At 45.5% G+C, this 21,455-nt stretch carries 13 protein-coding genes; 10 read left to right on the forward strand and 3 right to left on the reverse strand.

Annotated features, from left to right (window positions below):
* Positions 1-134: 134 nt before the first annotated feature.
* The 6 genes from HU824_RS16630 to bglX all read left to right on the forward strand — a co-directional run bounded on the left by HU824_RS16630 (position 135) and on the right by bglX (position 11,499).
* On the forward strand, positions 135-3,374 hold the full coding sequence (locus HU824_RS16630) for a TonB-dependent receptor (RefSeq protein ID WP_136010429.1): 3,240 nt from the start codon (positions 135-137) through the stop codon (positions 3,372-3,374).
* A gap of 20 nt (positions 3,375-3,394) precedes the next feature.
* Complete coding sequence (locus HU824_RS16635; RefSeq protein WP_176469431.1) at positions 3,395-4,966, forward strand: RagB/SusD family nutrient uptake outer membrane protein; 1,572 nt, start codon at positions 3,395-3,397, stop codon at positions 4,964-4,966.
* Positions 4,967-4,992: 26 nt separating this feature from the next.
* The gene (locus HU824_RS16640) at positions 4,993-6,369 is read left to right on the forward strand and encodes a hypothetical protein (protein ID WP_176469432.1); all 1,377 of its coding nucleotides are present in this window, start codon (positions 4,993-4,995) and stop codon (positions 6,367-6,369) included.
* Between the two features lie 164 nt (positions 6,370-6,533).
* Complete coding sequence (locus HU824_RS16645; RefSeq protein WP_255260548.1) at positions 6,534-7,865, forward strand: family 16 glycosylhydrolase; 1,332 nt, start codon at positions 6,534-6,536, stop codon at positions 7,863-7,865.
* 89 nt (positions 7,866-7,954) lie between these two features.
* Positions 7,955-9,244: a glycoside hydrolase family 2 TIM barrel-domain containing protein gene (locus HU824_RS16650; protein WP_176469434.1), complete on the forward strand. Its 1,290-nt coding sequence runs from the start codon at positions 7,955-7,957 to the stop codon at positions 9,242-9,244.
* 2 nt (positions 9,245-9,246) lie between these two features.
* Positions 9,247-11,499: a beta-glucosidase BglX gene (gene bglX / locus HU824_RS16655; RefSeq protein ID WP_176469435.1), complete on the forward strand. Its 2,253-nt coding sequence runs from the start codon at positions 9,247-9,249 to the stop codon at positions 11,497-11,499.
* Positions 11,500-11,632: 133 nt separating this feature from the next.
* Here the strand turns inward: bglX and eno are convergent, their stop codons facing one another.
* From eno to crcB, 3 genes are all read right to left on the reverse strand, one after another.
* Complete coding sequence (gene eno / locus HU824_RS16660; RefSeq protein WP_176469436.1) at positions 11,633-12,922, reverse strand: phosphopyruvate hydratase; 1,290 nt, start codon at positions 12,920-12,922, stop codon at positions 11,633-11,635.
* A gap of 66 nt (positions 12,923-12,988) precedes the next feature.
* Positions 12,989-13,657, reverse strand: a complete 669-nt coding sequence (locus HU824_RS16665) for a pentapeptide repeat-containing protein (protein WP_176469437.1) — start codon at positions 13,655-13,657, stop codon at positions 12,989-12,991.
* Positions 13,658-13,670: 13 nt separating this feature from the next.
* Positions 13,671-14,048 carry a fluoride efflux transporter CrcB gene (crcB, locus tag HU824_RS16670; RefSeq protein ID WP_136010436.1) on the reverse strand — a complete coding sequence of 126 codons (378 nt, stop codon included), beginning with the start codon at positions 14,046-14,048 and terminating at the stop codon, positions 13,671-13,673.
* A gap of 664 nt (positions 14,049-14,712) precedes the next feature.
* Between crcB and HU824_RS16675 the strand changes: the two genes are divergently transcribed.
* The 4 genes from HU824_RS16675 (at position 14,713) to gcvT (ending at position 21,218) form a co-directional block, all read left to right on the forward strand.
* Positions 14,713-16,875, forward strand: a complete 2,163-nt coding sequence (locus tag HU824_RS16675) for a glycoside hydrolase family 97 protein (protein ID WP_176469438.1) — start codon at positions 14,713-14,715, stop codon at positions 16,873-16,875.
* Positions 16,876-17,258: 383 nt separating this feature from the next.
* On the forward strand, positions 17,259-18,671 hold the full coding sequence (locus HU824_RS16680) for an amidophosphoribosyltransferase (RefSeq protein WP_176469439.1): 1,413 nt from the start codon (positions 17,259-17,261) through the stop codon (positions 18,669-18,671).
* A gap of 196 nt (positions 18,672-18,867) precedes the next feature.
* Entirely contained in the window at positions 18,868-20,091 is a 1,224-nt protein-coding gene (pepT, locus tag HU824_RS16685) for a peptidase T (protein ID WP_176469440.1), read from the forward strand.
* 38 nt (positions 20,092-20,129) lie between these two features.
* Positions 20,130-21,218 carry a glycine cleavage system aminomethyltransferase GcvT gene (gcvT, locus tag HU824_RS16690; protein WP_136010440.1) on the forward strand — a complete coding sequence of 363 codons (1,089 nt, stop codon included), beginning with the start codon at positions 20,130-20,132 and terminating at the stop codon, positions 21,216-21,218.
* The last annotated feature ends 237 nt before the right edge of the window (positions 21,219-21,455 follow it).

Raw genomic sequence — 21,455 nt, forward strand, 5'->3', positions numbered from 1 at the left:
ACAAAACGAACTTACGTGACCTGTTCGATAAGACTGATTTCAACGATATCAAAGAACTCGATTATCCCCTTTTTGAAGGACTATTTGATTAATTTTTTAACTCGTCCATTTTTATTGGACACTAATGAAAACTTATGAAAAAGTTATTATCAGTTTTATTTCTGTTAAGCTTTACCTTGGCTTCTGTATATGCCCAAAATATACAGGTAAAAGGTACAGTGGTGAGCGGTTCGGATAATGAACCGTTGCCTGGAGTAAATGTGGTAGTTAAAGGAACTACCAACGGTGGAATTACTGATTTGGATGGTAATTTCACATTGTCGGTTCCTGCCGACGCAACGCTTTCTATTACTTATATTGGCTTTAGGTCACAAGAAGTGGCAGTAAATGGAAAGACTTCCTTGAAAATAGTTCTTCAGGAAGATTCAGAAACGCTGGACGAAGTAGTAGTGGTGGGGTATGGTGTTCAGAAAAAAAGTGTGGTAACAGCATCTATTGCCAAAGTTAGTAGTGAGGATTTGGAAAACAAATCTCCGGTGCGTATGGATAATGCATTGAAAGGTTTGGCTGCAGGTGTGGATGTAACTTCAGCTTCCGGTCAGCCGGGTGATTCTCCTCGTGTACGTATTCGTGGTATCGGTACTATCAACAATAGTGATCCGCTCTATATTGTAGACGGTATGCCTATTGGTGGTGGTCTTGATTTTGTGAATCCTAATGATATTGAATCTATCGAAGTGTTGAAGGATGCCGCTTCCGGTGCCATCTATGGTGCACGTGCTGCAAATGGTGTTATTCTGGTGACTACCAAAAAAGGCAAGATGGGCAAAGCGCAAATCAACTACAACTTTTCTTACGGCTGGCAGAGCGCGTGGAAACATCGTGATGTAACCAGTGCCACAGACTATGCCGTGTTGCAGAACGAAATGCGTGTGAACGGTGGTGAGAAGCCGGTTTATGCTGACCCTTATAACTTGATTGATGCCAATGGAAACGCCATCAAGGGTTTTGGTACGGATTGGCAGGAGTTGTTGTTCAATGATAATGCTCCGGTGGTGAATCACGATGTGACTATCAGCGGTGCATCCGATAAGGTGAACTATTATCTTTCTTTAGGCTATTTCAGCCAAGACGGTATTGTGGGCGGTAACTATGGACATTCCAATTACGATCGTCTGACTATTCGTTCAAACAACCAGTACAACGTGATAGACGCTTCCAAAGAACGTAATTTTCTGAACCGTTTGGATGTAGGTGTCAACATTGCTTATATGCGTACCCATTCCACTGGTATTGCTACCAACTCAGAATTCGGTTCGGCTTTGGGTTCGGCACTCTATTTGTCACCTATCCTCACTCCCACACTGACTGGGGATGCCGCCAAGGAGATGATAGATTTTTATGGTGCTTATGACTTGCCGCGTGATGAAAATGGCAATCCTTATACTGTGCCCGGTTATAAAGGTGCTTATCAAGAAATGAACAATCCATTGGCAATGATGACCTTATCTCCTCAAAAGAACTGGTCGCATAAGTTTGTGCCTAAATTTTCTGTAGACTTGCAGTTATGGGACAAATTGAAGTATCATTTCAGTTATAGTGCCGATATGGGCTTTTGGGGATATGACAAAGCCACTACTTCCCGTTTCTATCTTTCGGGCAATAACAATGCTTTGCATACCAGTGTAGAAAACAACAAGGAACAGAATGTAACGTGGCAGTTGGAGAATACCTTGACATACGACAAGACTATCGGTAAACATTCGTTTGGTATCGTTTTGGGACAGTCTGCCTTGAAGTACAAAGGTGACTATCTGAAAGGAAGCCGTTGGAATTTGGTCAATCCCGGTAAACCGTCTATTGATTATGCTACAGGTAACGTAGAGTATATATATAAGACTGATGGTAGTGGCAATCCTATATTGGATGCAGATGGCAATAAGATTATCACCGGTGTTACTGTACAGCATGGTGTTTCTGGTGCTCCCCGAGTAGAGCATCGCATGTCGTCCATGTTTCTCCGTTTAAACTACAACTACGATGAGCGTTATATGTTCCAGGCTACGGTACGTCGCGATGGTTCAAGCCGCTTCGGGTCTAACAACAAGTATGGTACTTTCCCCTCCGTTTCAGTGGGTTGGAATGTGATGAATGAAGCATTCATGGAGAATACCCGCGATTGGCTTTCCAACTTCAAGATTCGTGGAAGCTGGGGTAAGAATGGTAACGATAACATTATTGAATTTGGCTATACGTCCCTTACTGCCATGGGTAACAATGTGCTTTTGGGCAAAGATGCCATCAAGTGGATTGGTTCTAAGGCAGAACGCTTGGCAAATCCTAATTTGAAATGGGAAGAAAGTGAACAGACGGACTTGGGTGTTGACTTGGGATTTTTCAATAATGCATTGACTTTCAGTGCTGATTATTACATCAAGAAAACCAATGGTATGATTATGGAAATGCCTATCCCCAGCTATGTAGGTGAGAGCAAGCCTTACGGAAATGTAGGCGATATGGAGAACAGCGGCTTTGAGTTTGAATTGGGTTATAAATGGAATGTGGGCGACGCTCATTTTGCCGTGAAGGGCAATGCCACTTATCTGAAGAACGAATTGAAGAACTTGGGTAACGATACTGGCTATATGGATTTTGATGGTATTCAAGGACTTTCCGGTGGTGGAACCCGTGGCTCGAATGGAAAGCCTTTCCCGTATTTCTTTGGATACAAGACGGATGGCGTGTTCCAAAATATGGATGAGGTTCGTGCTTATGTGAATAAGGACGGTGGCATGATTATGCCGGATGCCGTTCCGGGTGACACGCGTTTTGTGGACGTGAACCAGGATGGACAGATTTCGGCTGATGACCGTACCGACATTGGTAATGGTACTCCCGATTGGACTTACGGCTTGAACTTGAATGCCGATTGGAAAGGATTTGATTTCAATATCTTCTTTCAAGGCGTGGCAGGAGCCGATGTGTTCGATGCCACTTGGCGCTCGGATGTAGCTTCCGGCAACTATCCTTCCTGGATGTTGAACCGCTGGACTGGCGAAGGCACTTCAAACAAATATCCCCGTCTGGCTACGGGCAATGCTACCAACTGGCTGGTGTCCGACCTCTATGTGTGCGATGGCTCTTATCTTCGTTTGAAGAACATCACACTGGGCTATACATTGCCCAAAACTTTGACTCGCAAGCTCACCATAGAACGTCTGCGCGTGTATGTGCAAGCTGAAAATCTTGTTACTTGGACCAAATATTGGGGATTTGATCCTGAAATTTCTTCAGGTGCAACTTCTCTTGGTGTTGACCGTGGTATTTATCCGCAAGCTCGTACATATACAGTAGGTGTAAATGTTTCTTTCTAATCTAAAAATATAAGAACTATATGAAAACAAATAAAATATTAGTAATAGGCTTACTTGCTGCCGCTACAGTGTTGGCTACCGGTTGCAGTGACAGTTTTCTTGAAGTGGAGAATCCTACGGGTGAACCGTTGGAAGAATATTATACTACCGATGAGCGCATTCAAGAGGCGCTGATTGCGGCATACGACCCTATCCACTGGGCAGACTGGGGATTGGGACAATACAATGCCTTGAATATTGATGCCGAGATTATGGGTGATAATTTCTGGGTAGGTGGTGCTACCAAAACCGACATGCAGAACTGGCACATGCTTTTCAACTACGAGGGCAATGAAAACAATACGCTCAGTTCACTTTGGACGGTTGACTATTCGGGTGTAAAACGTTGCAACGATTTGTTGAAATACTTGGATTGGGCTACGGACGTTACTGAAGAAAACCGTAAGAGTTATGAAATGCAGGCTCGCTGTTTGCGTGTGTTCTACTATAATATGTTGTGGCACTATTTCGGCAATGTACCTTTCTATTTAGAGAACCTTAACGAACCTCCTTATACTGCTCCTCAGCTGAAAGCGGACGAGGTTTACAACAATCTGGTTGTAGAATTGGAAGCTGTCATCGATTCCAAGGTGCTACCGTTGAAGTATTATAAGAATGAGAAAGGTATGAATGATGAAGGACAGTTGGGACGCGTAACGGCTGCCATGGCATATATGATGTATGCTGAAATGGTGATGTATCAGAATGATGAGAGCCGTTTTGCAAAGGCTTTGGGATATATGAAGGAAATCATAGCAGATTCCGGTTTCAAGTTGAACCCTGATTATGCAGCTATTTGGGAGACAAGTGGCGAATGGACTAGTGAATCCATTTGGGAAATCAACTACGAGCAGTCTAATAGTGAACGCGGATGGGGAAGCCCGTTGGCCGTGGGAGGTACTGTACTACCTACTTTGATTTCGCCCAATACATTTACGGCAGATGCCGAATGGACGGGTGAAGGCTGGGGATTCCTGCCTATGCGTCTCGAAACATACGAGATGTTCAGTGATGCAGACAAGCGCCGCGATGCTACTTGCTGGGATGTGCGTGGAACGGAATATACGGTCCGCTATCAGGATACTCATATCTGGCTTCACAAGTATCGCCCGTATGACCGTAATTTCAAGAGTGCGCCGTTTGACCAGAACTTGAACTATAACAATAACTTCCGTTATTATCGCTATGCCGAGACATTGCTTAATGCTGCCGAATTGTCCCTCCGTACTGGTGGAAGTGCTACCGGTGAGGCTAAAACATGGTTGAACGAAGTGCGTACTCGTGCCGGACTCAGTGAACTTTCTTCCGTTACGGTGGACGATGTGCTCACTGAACGTCACCTTGAGTTTGTAGGTGAGGGTAAGCGTTATTTCGATCTTGTACGTGCCGAAGGTATCAGTGGTGCATCAGCCAAGAATAAGGCAACTACGGCACTTGTGCCCGATGAATACGGATACCGCACCAACTCTTGGACTGCCAAGAAGAAGTTTATTCCTATCGCACAAGGCGAGTTGGATTCCGACCCGGCATTGGTTCAGAACGATTATAAATAAGTTTATCAATAAAATGAATAACCTATATGAAAAATATATTTAGATACATAGCAGGAACATTGTTTGCAGGTCTCGTGATGACCGCATGTTCGCCTGAAGAGTTTGAGGGAGCTGACGGAAATATACCGCAAGTGAGTGATTTTGCCGATAACTTTGTAGTTACGGTAGACCAGACCACTAATTATGCTAATTTTGAATTTAAAAGTGCTACCGGTGTTTCTCCTATATGGATTATAGACGGAGAAAGTTATAGTGCTTCTTATTCTTTTTCTAAGTATTATCGCAAGAAAGGCGATTATACGGTGGAGTGTAAGGTGAAAAATGCCAATGGAATGAGTGACGGTGTGATTACTAAAACTTTTACCATAGAGAAGACCAAAATGAACGGTTTTGGTGGTTTTGTGGAAGATAGTGATTTCAACATGTTTAAGGGAGTGACTTTCAATGTGGCTTCTTTCTGGTATGCTCCGGGATGGGCTCAGATTGCCGACCCGAAATATACTTATCAGAATGGTGCATTTGTAGTTGCCTTGCCGGAAGCTACTACCGATCAGTGGCAGGCTCAGATGCATGTGGAATTGGATAAGGCCATTGCTTTGCCGGTGGATAAAACCTATGATTTCTCAGTGATAATCACTTCTACCACCGCTCATCCGGGTGTGACGGTGAAAGTACAGCAGAAAGGTGATGACAATACGTTTATCAATATGCAGCGTGTGGCTTTGGATGCTAATGAGCCTAAGTGTATATGGTTCAGCAATGTTCCTGGTGTGGATATTACCGATTTGAAGTTTGCACTCGATTTTGGCGGCAATGCGGCAAATACAGAGATTACGATAGAGAGTTTCGTTCTGAAAGACCATGCTAATGATGACGGTACGGAAATTCCCGAAGTACAAGAGCCTGAACCTTCTTGGGTGAAGGTGGATAGTGAAGACAATCTTTGGAACGGGGCAACCTTTACCAATACTTTCTTCTATGCAAACCCGGATTGGAGTGTTCGACCTGATCCTGATTTAGTAGTAGATGGAAATGCCTATACACTTACTTTCCCTGATGCTACCGAGGCACAATGGCAGAATCAGTTCTCGTTCAGTACGGATTTGTCGGCTGATACAGAAACTACTTATGATTTCTGTGTTACTTTGAATCCCACTGTTGATTTGAAGGGGGTAACTGTGAAGTTGGTTCAGACAGATGAACCGGATATCAAACATGACGACAATTTCTTCTTTGCAGAACAGACGGATTTGTTGGGCAATGAAGATAATAAGTTCTGGGTTGCAAGTAAAAAGGCTCCTAAAGAGATGCATGCTATATCCTTAGTCTTTGACTTTGGTGGAAACCCTGCGAACACAAAGGTGACTATTAAGGATATTATTTTCCAGACTCATAGAGATTGATGACTGGTATTGGATAGAATATCGGTCTGCTAAAAGCAGTGAATTATAAAAGGGGGGAAGGATGTGTGTTATCTTGGCAATTGCTGGAGTTTCATCCTTTCCCTTTTTCTCTACTTATGTTGTAAAAAATATATATGAAATACTATTGTCTATTATCTATTCTTTTGTTTTCGTTGATTGCTTGTGGCAGTAGCGATGACAAGGAACCGCAATCCGAGGATGTTACTATTAAATGTTCTCCTGAAAAGATAGAGGCTGTTGCACAAGCTAGCCAATATGTGGTGAATGTGGTTTGTTCCGGTAAAGAGTGGACGGCTTTTGCCTCTGATGATTGCAGTTCATGGGTCAAAGTAAATGTAATAGGTTCTTCTTCTGGCCAAGGCACAGCGACGGTTATGGTCAGTGCTCATACGGGTACTACTTCTCGTACTGGTACGGTGGTGGTTAAATCCGGTGCTACTCGTGTATCTGTTCCTATTACGCAGGCGGCTCCTTTATCAGTGTCACAGACTGAGTTGTATTCTAATTCTATAGGAGAATCTTTTATCTTATCTGTTATTGCTTCTGGTGAATGGAATGTGAAATCCAATGATAGTTGGATTAGCGCAGAAAAAAACAGCGGAGAGATTGTTGTGACCACTTTAGCTAATGATGCAAAGATTTCCCGTACGGGTACAGTTGAAGTAGTGGCTGGTACAGAGAAAATAACTGTAACAGTTGTTCAAGAATCGGCTGAAGATCGGGATATCAATACCCCTGAGGGATATCGGTTGGTTTGGCATGATGAATTTAATGAGGGCACATCTCTCGGCAAAGACTGGACACACGAGGTTCAAGGATCAGGGTGGGTAAATAATGAGCTTCAAAATTACGTCAATGGTTCTGCTGACGGAAAGCGTGTGACAGAACTTGTGGACGGTAAGTTGAACATTAATTGTTTCAAAGGCTCCGACGGTAAAATTTACTCTGGTCGTGTGTATGCTAAAGTGAATACTGGTTGGAAATACGGTTACTTTGAAGCACGCATCATGTTGCCTGAAGGCAAGGGGACTTGGCCGGCTTTTTGGATGATGCCGGTTGGTAATGACTGGAATACTAACCCATGGCCCATGTGTGGTGAAATAGACATTATGGAGGAAGTGGGAGTCGTACCCAACGAAGTCTCTTCGTCTATCCATACGCAAGACTATAATCATACTAAAGGTACGCAGAAAACGCATGCCATGACTATAGAACAGGCAGAGGGAGAATTTCATCTCTATGCTTTAGAGTGGACGGAAGATGCCATCACTACATACGTGGATGGTAAGGTACAGTTGGCTGTTACCAAGCAACAATTGGGAGCTGGGCATAATCAATGGCCTTTCCATTATGCTTTCTATCCCATTCTGAATCTGGCTTGGGGCGGTGATTGGGGTGGAATGAACGGTGTGGACGAGTCTGCTCTTCCAGTGACGATGAAGGTGGACTATGTACGCGTGTTTCAGAAAAAGTAGAGCTGTTTTATTTAAATGGAATTTGAATGTGCAGACTAAATGTTAGTTTTATCTATAATATAGATACTTATGCTTTAGGACAATTGATAATGAGAAAAGAAAAAATATTTATTTTTATCTGTTTGGTTTTGCTGTCTGCTTGTTCTCCTTCTGCTCTAGATGGTATTGTGATAGAGAAGGCGACAGACGGTTATAAACTTTCCATTGACGGAAGAGAAACTTATATTAAAGGCGTAGGCGGCACATATCGGTTGGACATTGCCGCCCAGAGTGGTGCCAATGCCTTCAGAACCTGGGGAGGTAATGTGGAGGAGATAAAGAAAAATCTGGCATTGGCTTCGGAGCACAACATGTACGTAATGCAGGGAATAGGTATGACCAAAGACTCCATACGCTATTACGATGATGAATATAAGAATAAGATGCGCGAAGAAGTCCGCTTGTTGGCAGAAACGTTCAAGAATGATACGAGTTTGCTGGCTTGGGGGATTGGCAATGAAATTGAGTTGGGAAATGCCAATATAGCTGCCGCATGGAATTTTGTGGAAGAACTGGCACAGCTGATTAAGTCGATAGACAAGCGTCATCTGGTTTCGACAGTGATTTCCTACAATCCGTCGGCATTGGACTCTGTGGCAAAGTATGCTCCGTCTCTCGATTATGTGGGCATCAATGTATATGGTCCGATGGGAGAGGTGCAGGCTGTTGTTGACCGGTCGGACTACAAGGGTGCATTTATGATTACCGAGTGGGGACCGACCGGTTGGTGGGAAACAGCGTCAACCGAGTGGAAGGCACCCATAGAGCAGACCAGTGAAGAAAAACGGCAGGTATACGAAGAGCGTTATACGCAATATATTTCTGCCAATCCCCGTTGCTTGGGCTCTTTTGTATTCTTGTGGGGACAAAAAGAAGAACGTACGCCTACTTGGTTCAGTATGTTTGTGGAAGATAAGGTGGATTCACTGCCATTGAAAGGAGAGAAAACTCCTATGGTGGAGGCCATGCAAAGAGTGTGGACCGGCAAGGAATTGGATGAAACGGCTCCGATAGTTCAAGGCATGACTATCAATGGTAAAAGTGCTATTGATAATATCCGTATCAAAGCAGGTGCTTTATTTAAAGCGGAGGTTGTGGCCATAGACAAGGAAAATGATTCTCTGACTTATGTTTGGGAAGTGCTTAAAGAAGCTACAGTGCTGGGCTTTGGAGGTTCTTATGAACCGCGTCCGGAAAGAGTCGGTGAGGTGGCTATGTCAGATAAAAATGTGTATGAGACTGCAATTAAAGTTCCCGGAGAATATCGTTTGTACGTATATGTACTTGATAATACGGGCTTTGTCTCCACAGCAAATGTTCCATTTCAAATAATAGATTAAAGATGAAAACAATGAAAATGCTCTCTGCTTGTTTGTTGCTGCTTCCTTTTATATCTTGTACTCAAGTGCAGGATACAGAAAATGATGCAGTCATCGAGCAGAAAATAGAAACGCTGTTGTCCCGTATGACATTGGAAGAAAAGATTGGGCAGATGAACCAGATTTCTTCTTATGGCAACATAGAGGATATGAGCGGATTGATAAAGAAAGGTGAAGTCGGGTCTATCCTGAATGAGGTGGACCCGGTGCGCGTCAATGCCTTGCAGCGTGTGGCAATGGAGGAATCCCGTTTGGGCATCCCTTTACTGATGGCACGCGATGTGATCCATGGTTTCAAGACTATATTCCCTATTCCCTTGGGACAAGCGGCATCTTTCAACCCGCAGGTGGCTAAGGATGGTGCACGGGTAGCGGCTGTGGAGGCTTCTGCCGTGGGTATCCGCTGGACATTTGCACCGATGATAGATGTGGCTCGCGATCCCCGTTGGGGGCGTATGGCCGAGGGATGTGGAGAAGATACATACCTCACTTCGGTGATGGGGGCTGCCATGGTAAAAGGCTTTCAGGGGGATTCTTTGAATCATCCTACCTCTATTGCGGCATGTCCCAAACATTTTGTAGGATATGGAGCTGCGGAAGGGGGACGTGACTATAACTCTACTTTTATTCCGGAGCGTCGCTTGCGTAATGTCTATCTTCCTCCATTCGAGGCTGCTGCCAAGGCTGGGGCGGCTACTTTCATGACTTCGTTCAATGACAATGACGGAGCGCCGTCTACCGGAAACACTTTTATTTTGAAAGATGTGCTTCGTGGTGAATGGGGATTTGATGGAATAGTAGTTTCAGACTGGGCTTCAGTAGCCGAAATGATGGCACATGGCTTTGCTGCCGATTCTAAAGAGGCAGCAATGAAGGCGGTAAATGCTGGTGTGGATATGGAGATGGTCAGCTATACGTTTGTCAAGGAATTGCCGGGATTGATAAAAGAAGGTAAGGTCAAGAAGTCTGCCATAGACGATGCCGTGCGGAATATTCTGCGTATCAAATTCCGGTTGGGACTGTTTGATAATCCTTATGTGGATGAGAAACGGATAGAGGAACTTTATGCTCCTTCTCATCTGGAGGCTGCCAAGCAAGCTGCTGTGGAATCGGCCATCTTGTTGAAGAACGAAAAGGAGACATTGCCTTTGCAATCTTCGGTAAAGACAGTTGCTGTGGTAGGTCCGATGGCAAATGCACCTTATGACCAATTGGGTACCTGGATATTTGATGGTGACAAGACGAAAACTGTGACACCGTTGAAGGCCATCAAGGAACTGGTGGGGGACAAAGTGCAGGTGATATACGAGTCGGGGCTGACTTATAGCCGTGACAAGAATATGGCAGGTGTTGCCAAAGCCGCTGCTGCCGCCGCACGTGCCGATGTTATTTTGGCATTTGTAGGCGAAGAGGCTATTCTTTCAGGAGAGGCGCATTGCCTGGCCGACCTGAACCTGCAAGGTGCGCAAAGCGAACTGATTGCCGCTTTGGCGAAAACGGGAAAACCGGTGGTTACTGTCGTAATGGCAGGGCGTCCGTTGACCATAGGAAAGGAAGTCGAACTCTCGTCAGCTGTACTTTATTCGTTCCATCCCGGAACCATGGGAGGACCGGCATTGGCCGACTTGCTGTGGGGTAAGGCTGTGCCAAGTGGCAAGACTCCGGTGACTTTCCCGAAGATGGTAGGACAGATACCGGTTTATTATGCTCATAACAGTTCCGGACGTCCGGCTACGCGGAATGAGGTTTTGCTGAATGACATTCCGTTGGAAGCGGGGCAGACTTCGTTGGGATGTACTTCTTTCTATATGGATGCAGGTTTCGATCCGCTGTATCCGTTTGGCTACGGTCTGTCGTATACGACGTTCAAATATGATAATGTGAAACTCTCGTCTGCCAATCTGAAGAAGGAAGATGTGCTGACTGTGACTTTCGACCTTGAGAATACCGGAAAGTATGAAGGTACCGAGGTAGCCCAGCTTTACGTGCAGGACAAGTTTGCTTCGGTGACCCGTCCGGTGAGGGAGCTGAAACGCTTTGCCCGCGTCACATTGAAGCCGGGTGAGAAGAAAAATGTATCGTTTGAACTTCCGATAAGTGAACTTGCTTTCTGGAATATAGATATGGTGAAGACGGTGGAAGCCGGAGACTTTGCTCTTTGGGTGGCACCGGATAGCCAAAGTGGAGAAGAAGTTTTCTTTAAGGTGGTAGATTGATTGTTGATTTAAGGTTAAAAAGAGAAGGGACGGACCGTGACGGTTCGCCCCTTCTTGTATTTTATGAATGCTTTGTTCATCATAAGCCCCGCCTCCCAGCAAAGGAAAACACCGGCAAATAACTCATCACTCATCACTCGTCACTCGTCACTTTCTTATATCCATACACCGCGTTGCTTCCCAGTTCTTCTTCGATGCGAAGCAGTTGGTTGTACTTTGCCATGCGGTCTGAGCGGCTCAGCGAACCGGTCTTGATTTGTCCACTGTTGGTAGCTACGGCTATGTCTGCGATAGTCGCATCTTCCGTTTCGCCGGAACGATGGGAAGTTACGGTGGTATATCCGTGGCGGTGTGCCATTTCGATGGCGTTCAGTGTTTCGGTCAGCGAACCTATCTGGTTTACTTTTATCAATATGGAGTTGGCACAGCCTTTTCCGATGCCCATTGCAAGGAAGTCCACATTGGTGACGAACAAATCGTCTCCTACCAACTGGCAACGGTTACCGATACGGTCGGTCAGTTTCTTCCAGCCGTCCCAGTCGTTCTCGCTCATGCCGTCTTCGATGGAGTCGATGGGATACTTGTTGATTAACTCTTCCAGATAGTCAATCTGTTCGTCGGCAGTACGTTTCTTGCCTTTTTCACCTTCGAATTTGGTGTAATCGTAGATGCCGTCATGGTAGAACTCGGAAGAAGCGCAGTCCATGGCAATCATTACATCTTTGCCCGGTTCATATCCGGCAGCCTTGATGGCGGAAATGATGGCGTTCAGTGCGTCTTCCGTGCCTTCCAGGTTAGGAGCGAAACCTCCTTCATCGCCTACGGCTGTGCTGAGACCACGGCCTTTCAGGACTTTCTTCAGTGCATGGAATACTTCGGCACCCATGCGCAGACCTTCACGGAAGGAGTGGGCACCTACGGGGCGTATCATGAATTCCTGGAAGGCAATGGGAGCGTCACTGTGCGAACCGCCATTGATGATGTTCATCATCGGTACAGGCATCACATAGGTATTTGTACCACCGATATAGCGGTAGAGTGGAATATCGAGGTAGGCGGCAGCAGCTTTGGCTACGGCAAGAGATACGCCGAGGATGGCATTTGCACCCAGATTAGATTTTGTTTTCGTACCGTCCAGTGCCAACATGGTATGGTCTATTTCCATCTGCTCGAGTGCGGACATGCCGACTAGCTTGGGAGCAATGATGTTGTTGATATTGTTTATGGCTTTCAGCACACCTTTTCCTCCATAGCGTTTATTGTCGCCATCGCGCAGCTCCAGTGCTTCGTGCTCTCCGGTGGAGGCACCCGACGGGACGGAAGCACGGCCCATAAAGCCCGATTCCAAGGTTACGTCTACTTCTACAGTTGGGTTACCTCTTGAATCGAGGATTTCACGTCCGATAATCTTTTTTATTTTCATATTTAGTCAGTTTTTTATTATGAACTACCTTACTAACAAATGAAAATAGGGAATTGTTTTTCGTTTTTAATCCTTTATTGTAATGCCTAAAAGAGCAGTCAACTCCATGGCTTGGGAGGTATTGACGATGGCTCCCCGTATGTCGGGCAGGTTGAGGCGTATACCTCTTATGTGCGAGTCGCTCAAGTCGATTCCTCTTAGAGGGGTGTGTGAAAACTCGGATTCTACCAGCTCACAGTTTTCAAAGGCGATGGAGGCAAGTTTGCAGTCGTTGACGTCGCTGTTGCGCAAGTCACAAGAGGTGAAGCGGGCTTGACTGATTTTACTCATGGAAAGATTGAGGTATCTGGCATTGCAGTCCTTCATTGTCAGATGGTTCAATATTGTTTCCGGCAGATTGGTTCCCACCAGTTTGCAGGATATGAATTCCACTCTGAACAGAGAACTTTCGGCAAATGAGATGTTGGAAAGGTCGCAATGTTCAAAACGTACGTCAGTGAAATGGCAGGATTTCAGTTTGCAGGCGCTGAATTGGATATGACTGAAAGTACAGTTGGTGATGCTTTTGTAGGAATACTCCATGTGTTCCTCTGTCCGTTTACCGAAGTGAAGGTCTCTGACAGTTTCTTCCGTATTCAGCCATTCTTCCAATGATTTGGAACTTTCACTTTGTCTCTCTAAGGTAGGAGGGATGATGCGTACGGGAGGCATGACAAAAGGCTTGCTGGGTTTCATAGGGGTGTTTGGGTTATATACAGCGTCCGAAGGTGCCGCCGGCGAAGGCTGCCAGGACTCCTAATGTGAGACTTAATAAGGTATATAAGGCAAATATTCCGTAGAACCCTTGTTTTATTAGAATCAGCCCGTCATTGCTGAAAGTGGAAAAGGTGGTGAATCCTCCGCACAGGCCGGTAGTTAGCAACAGCCGTACCTCGGTAGAAAGGTTGAAACGGGTGGATAAGGTATAAAATAGCCCGATGAGGAAACTTCCGAGGATGTTGACAGTGAACGTGGTCCACGGGAAAGAGTAGGGGACTATGCGTTCATGGAGCATCATCTGCATGCAGTAGCGCAGTACGCTACCGGTGCCCCCACCAAGGAAAATGGCTATCAGTAATCTGGTCATAGGTTATCCGGGTTTGGTTTGGGTTGCAAAGGTAGTGAAATTCCGGTTTGATATTGGGAATCTGCCTTTATTTCAAGTGTTCCTGCTATGGCTTTTTCATTAAAGGGAGTTGAAGGGAGTCAGAGGGGGGGGATATTCAGGCAATCGCTCCCTCTTTCTTGTTTCTTCTGCCAAAGAGTTGCAATCTTGCCACAGAATATAGGTTTCCCGCCTGGCAAACACTTGCAATAAAGTTGCAAAACACAGATAATAAATTCCTGAAGTATTCGTAGCAGAAATGACAAATACAGGCTGCAAGTTCTATCCCAAGGCTTGGGATAGACATCCCCAACCTTGGGATGCCCGTTCCCAACTTTGGGATACATATCCGCAAGCTTGATTTCACTTTTTTATTGCATGTACCTACGGCTCTTTCATTTGAGGGAGTTATCAGGAGTTAAATGAAATCAGAGGCCGATAGTATCGCTCTACATTTCGGCAAATAATATTGTCCGGAAACGCATTCTTTGTTTGGTTGATATACTTCGTCCTCCATTCTGCTTACGGAGATGGGGCTCATGCAAACGTTTGCCGGTAAATCCTTTGTCTTTTATATGTGTAAGGCTCAGAACTTATTGCTTTCCTGTCTATATTTGCATCACGAACATTATTTTTTAACAATAGCATGAGAAACATGAAAGTATTTTGTACAAAATTGGCCTGCTTCCTGCTCGTCTTATTGGTGAGCGGCGTAGCGATGGCAGAGGGGATTACCTCTCCCAACGGACAACTTCAATTGAATTTTTCGGTAAATGCGCAAGGCGAACCTGTTTACGAACTTTTTTACAAAGGAAAGCCGGTGATTAATCCTTCCAAATTAGGACTCGAACTGAAGAACGACCCCGGTCTGATGAATGGCTTCACGATGGCGGATGCAAAGACCTCCACTTTCGATGAGACTTGGGAACCGGTGTGGGGTGAAGTAAAGCAAATCCGTAATCACTACAACGAGTTGGCTGTAACGCTCAACCAAAAGGCACAAGACAGAAACATCATTATCCGCTTCCGTTTATTCGACGACGGTCTGGGATTCCGCTATGAATTTCCTTTGCAGAAGAATCTGAATTACTTTGTGATTAAGGAGGAACGCACCCAATTTGCCATGACCGGTGACCATACTGCTTTCTGGATTCCGGGCGACTACGATACGCAGGAATATGACTATACAGAATCCAAACTTTCTGAAATTCGCGGGCTGATGAAAGGGGCCATTACGCCTAACTCTTCACAAACCTCATTTTCACCCACCGGTGTGCAGACTTCCTTGCAGATGAAGACTGCCGATGGCTTATACATCAACTTGCACGAAGCAGCTTTGGTGGATTACTCTTGCATGCACTTGAACCTGGATGACAAGAACTTCGTTTTTGAATCTTGGCTTACTCCCGATGCAGTAGGTGATAAAGGTTATCTGCAAGCTCCCTGCACGTCACCGTGGCGTACAGTTATCGTAAGCGACGATGCCCGTGACATCCTTGCTTCTAAAATCACTCTGAACCTGAATGAACCTTGCGCATATGAGGATGTTTCCTGGATTAAACCTGTGAAGTACGTAGGTGTATGGTGGGAGATGATTGCCGGTAAAAGCACTTGGGCTTATACGGACGACTTGCCTTCGGTGAAATTGGGTGAAACGGACTACTCAAAGACAAAACCGAACGGACGTCATGGCGCCAACAACGAGAATGTGAAGAAATACATTGATTTTGCAGCAGAACATGGTTTGGATCAAGTATTGGTAGAAGGCTGGAATGAAGGTTGGGAAGACTGGTTCGGCAAATCCAAGGATTATGTGTTCGACTTCGTGACTCCTTATCCCGACTTCAATGTGAAGATGCTGAATGAATATGCCAAGAGCAAGGGCGTGAAGCTGATGATGCACCACGAAACATCCGGTTCCGTGCGCAACTACGAACGTCATATGGACAAGGCTTATCAGTTTATGGTGGATAATGGCTACAATGCCGTGAAGAGCGGATATGTAGGTGATATGATTCCCCGCGGCGAACATCACTATGGACAATGGCTGAACAACCACTACCTCTATGCCGTGAAGAAAGCAGCCGACTACAAAATTTGCGTGAATGCACACGAAGCTGTACGTCCTACCGGTTTGTGCCGTACTTATCCTAACTTGATTGGCAACGAATCTGCACGCGGTACCGAATATGAGGCATTCGGCGGCAGCAAGCCGTTCCATACCACATTGCTCCCATTCAACCGCCTGATTGGCGGTCCGATGGACTATACACCGGGTATCTTCGATACCAAACTCGACTTTATGGGTGATTTGCCACACGGACAAGTGCAGACTACACTTGCCAAGCAGCTCGCTCTGTATGTAACTTTATACAGCCCGTTGCAGATGGCTGCCGACTTGGTTGAGAACTACGAAAAGCACATGGATGCTTTCCAATTCATCAAGGATGTGGCAGTAGACTGGGATGACAGCAAGTACATTGAGGCAGAGCCGGGTGATTACATTACCGTGGCCCGTAAAGCAAAAGGAACCGGCAACTGGTTTGTTGGCGGTATTACAGACGAGAATGCACGTACGGCCAACTTCACGCTCGATTTCCTTGAGCCGGGCAAGCAATACGTAGCCACTCTCTATGCAGACGGTAAAGATGCCGATTACAAGGAGAACCCTACTTCTTATCAGATAAGGAAGGGTATCGTAACCGGTAAGACCAAAATGTCCGTGAAGGAAGCGCGTAGCGGTGGTTTTGCATTGAGTTTGATTGAAGCGACTCCGGCTGACAAGAAGACTGTGAAGAAGTGGAGATAATTTAGGATAGAAAGAGTTTGTATTAGGTATTAGTGAGGCCCCGCAGAAGTCCAATCTTTGCGGGGCTTTTTTGTGTTAGGGTAAGCTCATTCTTATACCGTAAAAATAGCATCAAGACCCGAATTTTTGGTAAGTCCGTTCTTTGGGGAAACCTTTATTTTTGCACTCGGATAACAGATTGCATAATCATTAAGAATCCCTTTATATGGAAATATGCAGTCTTTTGGTTCCAATCACAAAAGTTATTATGTTTCCGATAATAATTTCTGTATGGGGCAAGAGATATATTGCCTTTTTTATTCATTTCAAATCTGCCCGAATTTCGCAAATTCTTCATACCTTTGCACCCGTTAATTTTAGAAATCAATAACAAAACAGAATTTATGGGAGGTTTTTTCGGAACAGTCGCCAAGGCAACAAGCTGTGTGGCAGATTTGTTTTACGGCACAGATTATAATTCACATTTAGGGACAAAACGTGGTGGGTTGGCTACATACGATGCGGAAACGGCGCAGTTTACCCGTTCCATCCACAATCTGGAAAGTACCTATTTCCGCACGAAGTTTGAGGATGAACTAGACCAGTTCAAGGGAAATTCCGGAATAGGAATCATTAGCGACACAGACCCTCAACCCCTTGTCCTCAATTCCCATCTTGGTCGCTTTGCCATTGTAACGGTAGCCAAAATCGTGAACCTGCAAGAACTGGAAACCGAACTGTTGGCTCAGAACATGCACTTCGCCGAACTCAGTTCGGGCAAAACCAATCAGACGGAACTTATCGCCCTTCTTATTATACAAGGAAAGACATTTGTCGAAGGAATTGAAAATGTATATAAGCATATTAAAGGTTCCTGTTCCATGCTGTTATTGACGGAAGACGGCATTATTGCTGCCCGCGACCGCTGGGGACGTACCCCGATTGTGATTGGCAAGAAAGATGGTGCGTATGCTGCCACAAGTGAGTCGAGCAGCTTTCCGAATCTTGGTTACGAGATAGACCGCTATTTGGGTCCTGGAGAGATTGTACGGATGCGTGCTGATGGTGTGGAACAGATGCGCAAGCCTGATGAAGGAATGCAGATTTGCTCCTTCCTATGGGTCTATTACGGTTTCCCCACTTCCTGCTACGAAGGTAAGAATGTAGAGGAAGTGCGTTTTGCCTCCGGTTTCAAGATGGCGCAGACAGATAAGTCAGAGGTAGATTGTGCCTGCGGTATTCCCGATTCGGGTGTAGGTATGGCACTCGGATATGCTGAGGGTAAAGGAGTCCCCTATCATCGTGCCATCTCCAAATATACCCCGACCTGGCCCCGTAGTTTTACTCCCAGTAAGCAGGAATTGCGTTCGCTGGTGGCAAAGATGAAGCTGATTCCCAATCGTGCCATGCTTGAGGGAAAGCGCCTGCTGTTTTGTGATGACTCTATTGTCCGGGGTACCCAGTTGCGCGACAATGTGAAGGTGCTGTATGAGTATGGTGCCAAGGAGGTGCATATCCGGATTGCTTGTCCTCCATTGATATATAGCTGCCCGTTTGTAGGATTCACGGCTTCCAAAAGCGACATGGAACTGATTACCCGTCGTGTCATCAAGGAACTGGAGGGTGACGAGAATAAGAATCTCGATAAGTATGCCACTACCGGCTCACCCGAATACGAAAAGATGGTGGACGTTATCCGCGAGCGTTTCGGACTTTCATCCTTGAAGTTCAATACGTTGGAAACTCTGGTTGAGGCTATCGGATTGCCTAAGTGTAAGATATGTACGCATTGTTTTGATGGTAGCAGCCATTTTTGATTGACATTTTGTCCTTAAGAAATAAAAAAGAGGCGTGAATTGCTTGGCAGTTCACGCCCCTTTTTTTATCTTTACAGCACAAAATAGTGGTTAATGATTAGTGATTAATGATTAATGCCATTCGGATAATGCTTTTCGCCAATTACTAATCACTGACCATTAATCACTAACCATTAATCACTAATCATTATTCATCATGACTTTAGTAGAACGTTTTTTAAAGTACGTAAGCTTCGATACTCAGTCCAGTGAAGAGACTGAGATTACTCCGAGTACTCCGGGGCAAATGGTGTTTGCCCGGTATCTGAAAGAAGAATTGGAATCTTTGGGTCTGGAAGAAATCACGTTGGACGAAAATGGTTATCTGTTCGCCACTCTTCCTGCCAATACAGACAAGCCGTTGCCCGTCATCGGCTTTATTGCCCACATGGATACAAGTCCTGATATGAGCGGAAAGAATGTTTCTCCGCGTATCGTGCAGAATTATGACGGTAAGGACATTGTTCTTTGCGCCGAAGAGAATGTGGTTCTTTCTCCCACCCAGTTCCCCGAACTACTCGGCCACCAAGGGGAGGATTTGATTGTGACCGACGGCAAGACTTTGCTTGGTGCCGACGATAAAGCAGGCATTGCCGAGATTGTATCGGCAGTGGTATATCTGAAGGAACATCCCGAAATCAAGCACGGTAAAATCCGTATCGGATTTAATCCGGATGAGGAAATCGGTCTGGGTGCCCATAAGTTCAATGTAGCGCAGTTCGGCTGCGAATGGGCTTATACCATGGACGGTGGAGAAGTGGGTGAACTTGAATTCGAGAACTTCAATGCAGCCTCTGCCAAGATAAGCTTCAAGGGACGTAATGTGCATCCGGGTTATGCCAAGAATAAGATGATTAACTCTATCCGCATTGCCAACCGTTTCATGTCCATGCTTCCGGCTGATGAAGCTCCGGAGCATACCGAAGGTTACGAAGGTTTTTATCATCTGATAGGCATTACCGGTGAAGTGGAGCAGACAACAGTCTCTTACATAATTCGTGACCACGACCGCGCCCGCTTTGAAGAGCGCAAGAAGGAGATGGAACGTCTTGTGGCAAAAATCAATGAAGAGTACGGTCCGAATACCGCTGCTCTGGAACTTCGCGACCAATACTACAATATGCGCGAACAGATTGAGCCGGTGATGCATATCATCGACACTGCTTTTGCCGCCATGAAGGCAGTAGGTGTAGAACCTCACGTAAAAGCCATTCGGGGAGGTACAGATGGTGCCCAGCTATCTTTCAAAGGTTTACCTTGTCCCAATATCTTTGCCGGTGGATTGAACTTCCACGGTCGTTATGAGTTCGTGCCTATCCAGAATATGGAGAAAGCCATGAACGTCATCGTCAAGATTGCCGAACTTGTCGCCAGCAAATAAATAATTCATAACTTATAACTCATAACTCTAATAGTTTCATGAAAACCACTCCGTTTACCGAAAAACACATCTCGCTGGGTGCCAAGATGCACGAGTTTGCGGGATATAATATGCCTATCGAGTATTCAGGCATCATTGACGAGCATCTCACTGTTTGTCAGGGTGTCGGCGTATTCGATGTTTCACACATGGGAGAATTCTGGGTGAAAGGTCCTCATGCTTTGGACTTTCTGCAGAAAGTGACTTCCAATAATGTGGCTGCCCTTACACCGGGAAAAGTACAGTATACTTGCTTCCCCAACGAAAACGGAGGCATTGTAGACGACCTCTTGGTCTATCATTATGAGCCGGAAAAATACCTGCTTGTCGTGAATGCTTCGAACATTGAGAAAGACTGGAATTGGTGTGTGTCTCATAATACGGAAGGCGCTGAATTGGAAAATGCTTCCGACCGCATGGCACAGCTTGCGGTGCAAGGACCGAAGGCCATTCTGGCTTTGCAGAAGCTGACTTCCATAAATCTTTCCGACCTTCCTTACTATACTTTTACCCACGGTGAGTTTGCCGGAGAAAAAGATGTCATTATCTCCAATACCGGATATACCGGTGCGGGTGGTTTTGAGCTTTATTTCTATCCGGAGGCTGCCATGAAGGTTTGGGATGCGGTGTTTGAGGCAGGTGCAGAGTTCGGCATTAAGCCGATTGGTTTAGGGGCGCGTGATACGCTTCGTTTGGAAATGGGATTCTGTTTGTATGGCAACGATTTGGACGACACTACTTCGCCCATTGAAGCCGGGTTAGGATGGATTACCAAGTTTGTGGAGGGAAAGAACTTCACCAATCGTCCGATGCTTGAAAAGCAGAAGGCAGAAGGCACTACCCGTAAGTTGGTGGGGTTTGAAATGATAGACCGTGGTATCCCCCGTCATGGTTACGAACTGTATGGTACGGATGGTGCTGCCATCGGTGTGGTAACCTCCGGAACTATGTCGCCTACGCGTAAGATTGGTATCGGAATGGGGTATATCAGACCCGAATACAGCAAAGTTGGTACGGAAATCTGCATTGACATGCGGGGACGCAAGCTGAAAGCTGTGGTTGTGAAGCCGCCGTTCCGCAAACAATAATAAGAAGGATGATGGTGTATCCCAAAATCACCTTATGACTGTTTCTTAGATACTGATATAGGCTTTATTTTTCAGACGGAAGAACAAAAAGACAAAAGTAAATATCTTCTGTAACCATTCTATTTTCCGCCTTGACACGCATCGCAACCCAGCATATCTTTGCGCCATAACCAATTACTAACAAAGATTATGGCAAAAGAAAAAGTAAACTACCAGGAGGTGTACGACCTCTATCAG

It is taken from the genome of Bacteroides sp. L10-4 (assembly GCF_013373675.1).
Classification (GTDB): domain Bacteria; phylum Bacteroidota; class Bacteroidia; order Bacteroidales; family Bacteroidaceae; genus Bacteroides; species Bacteroides muris.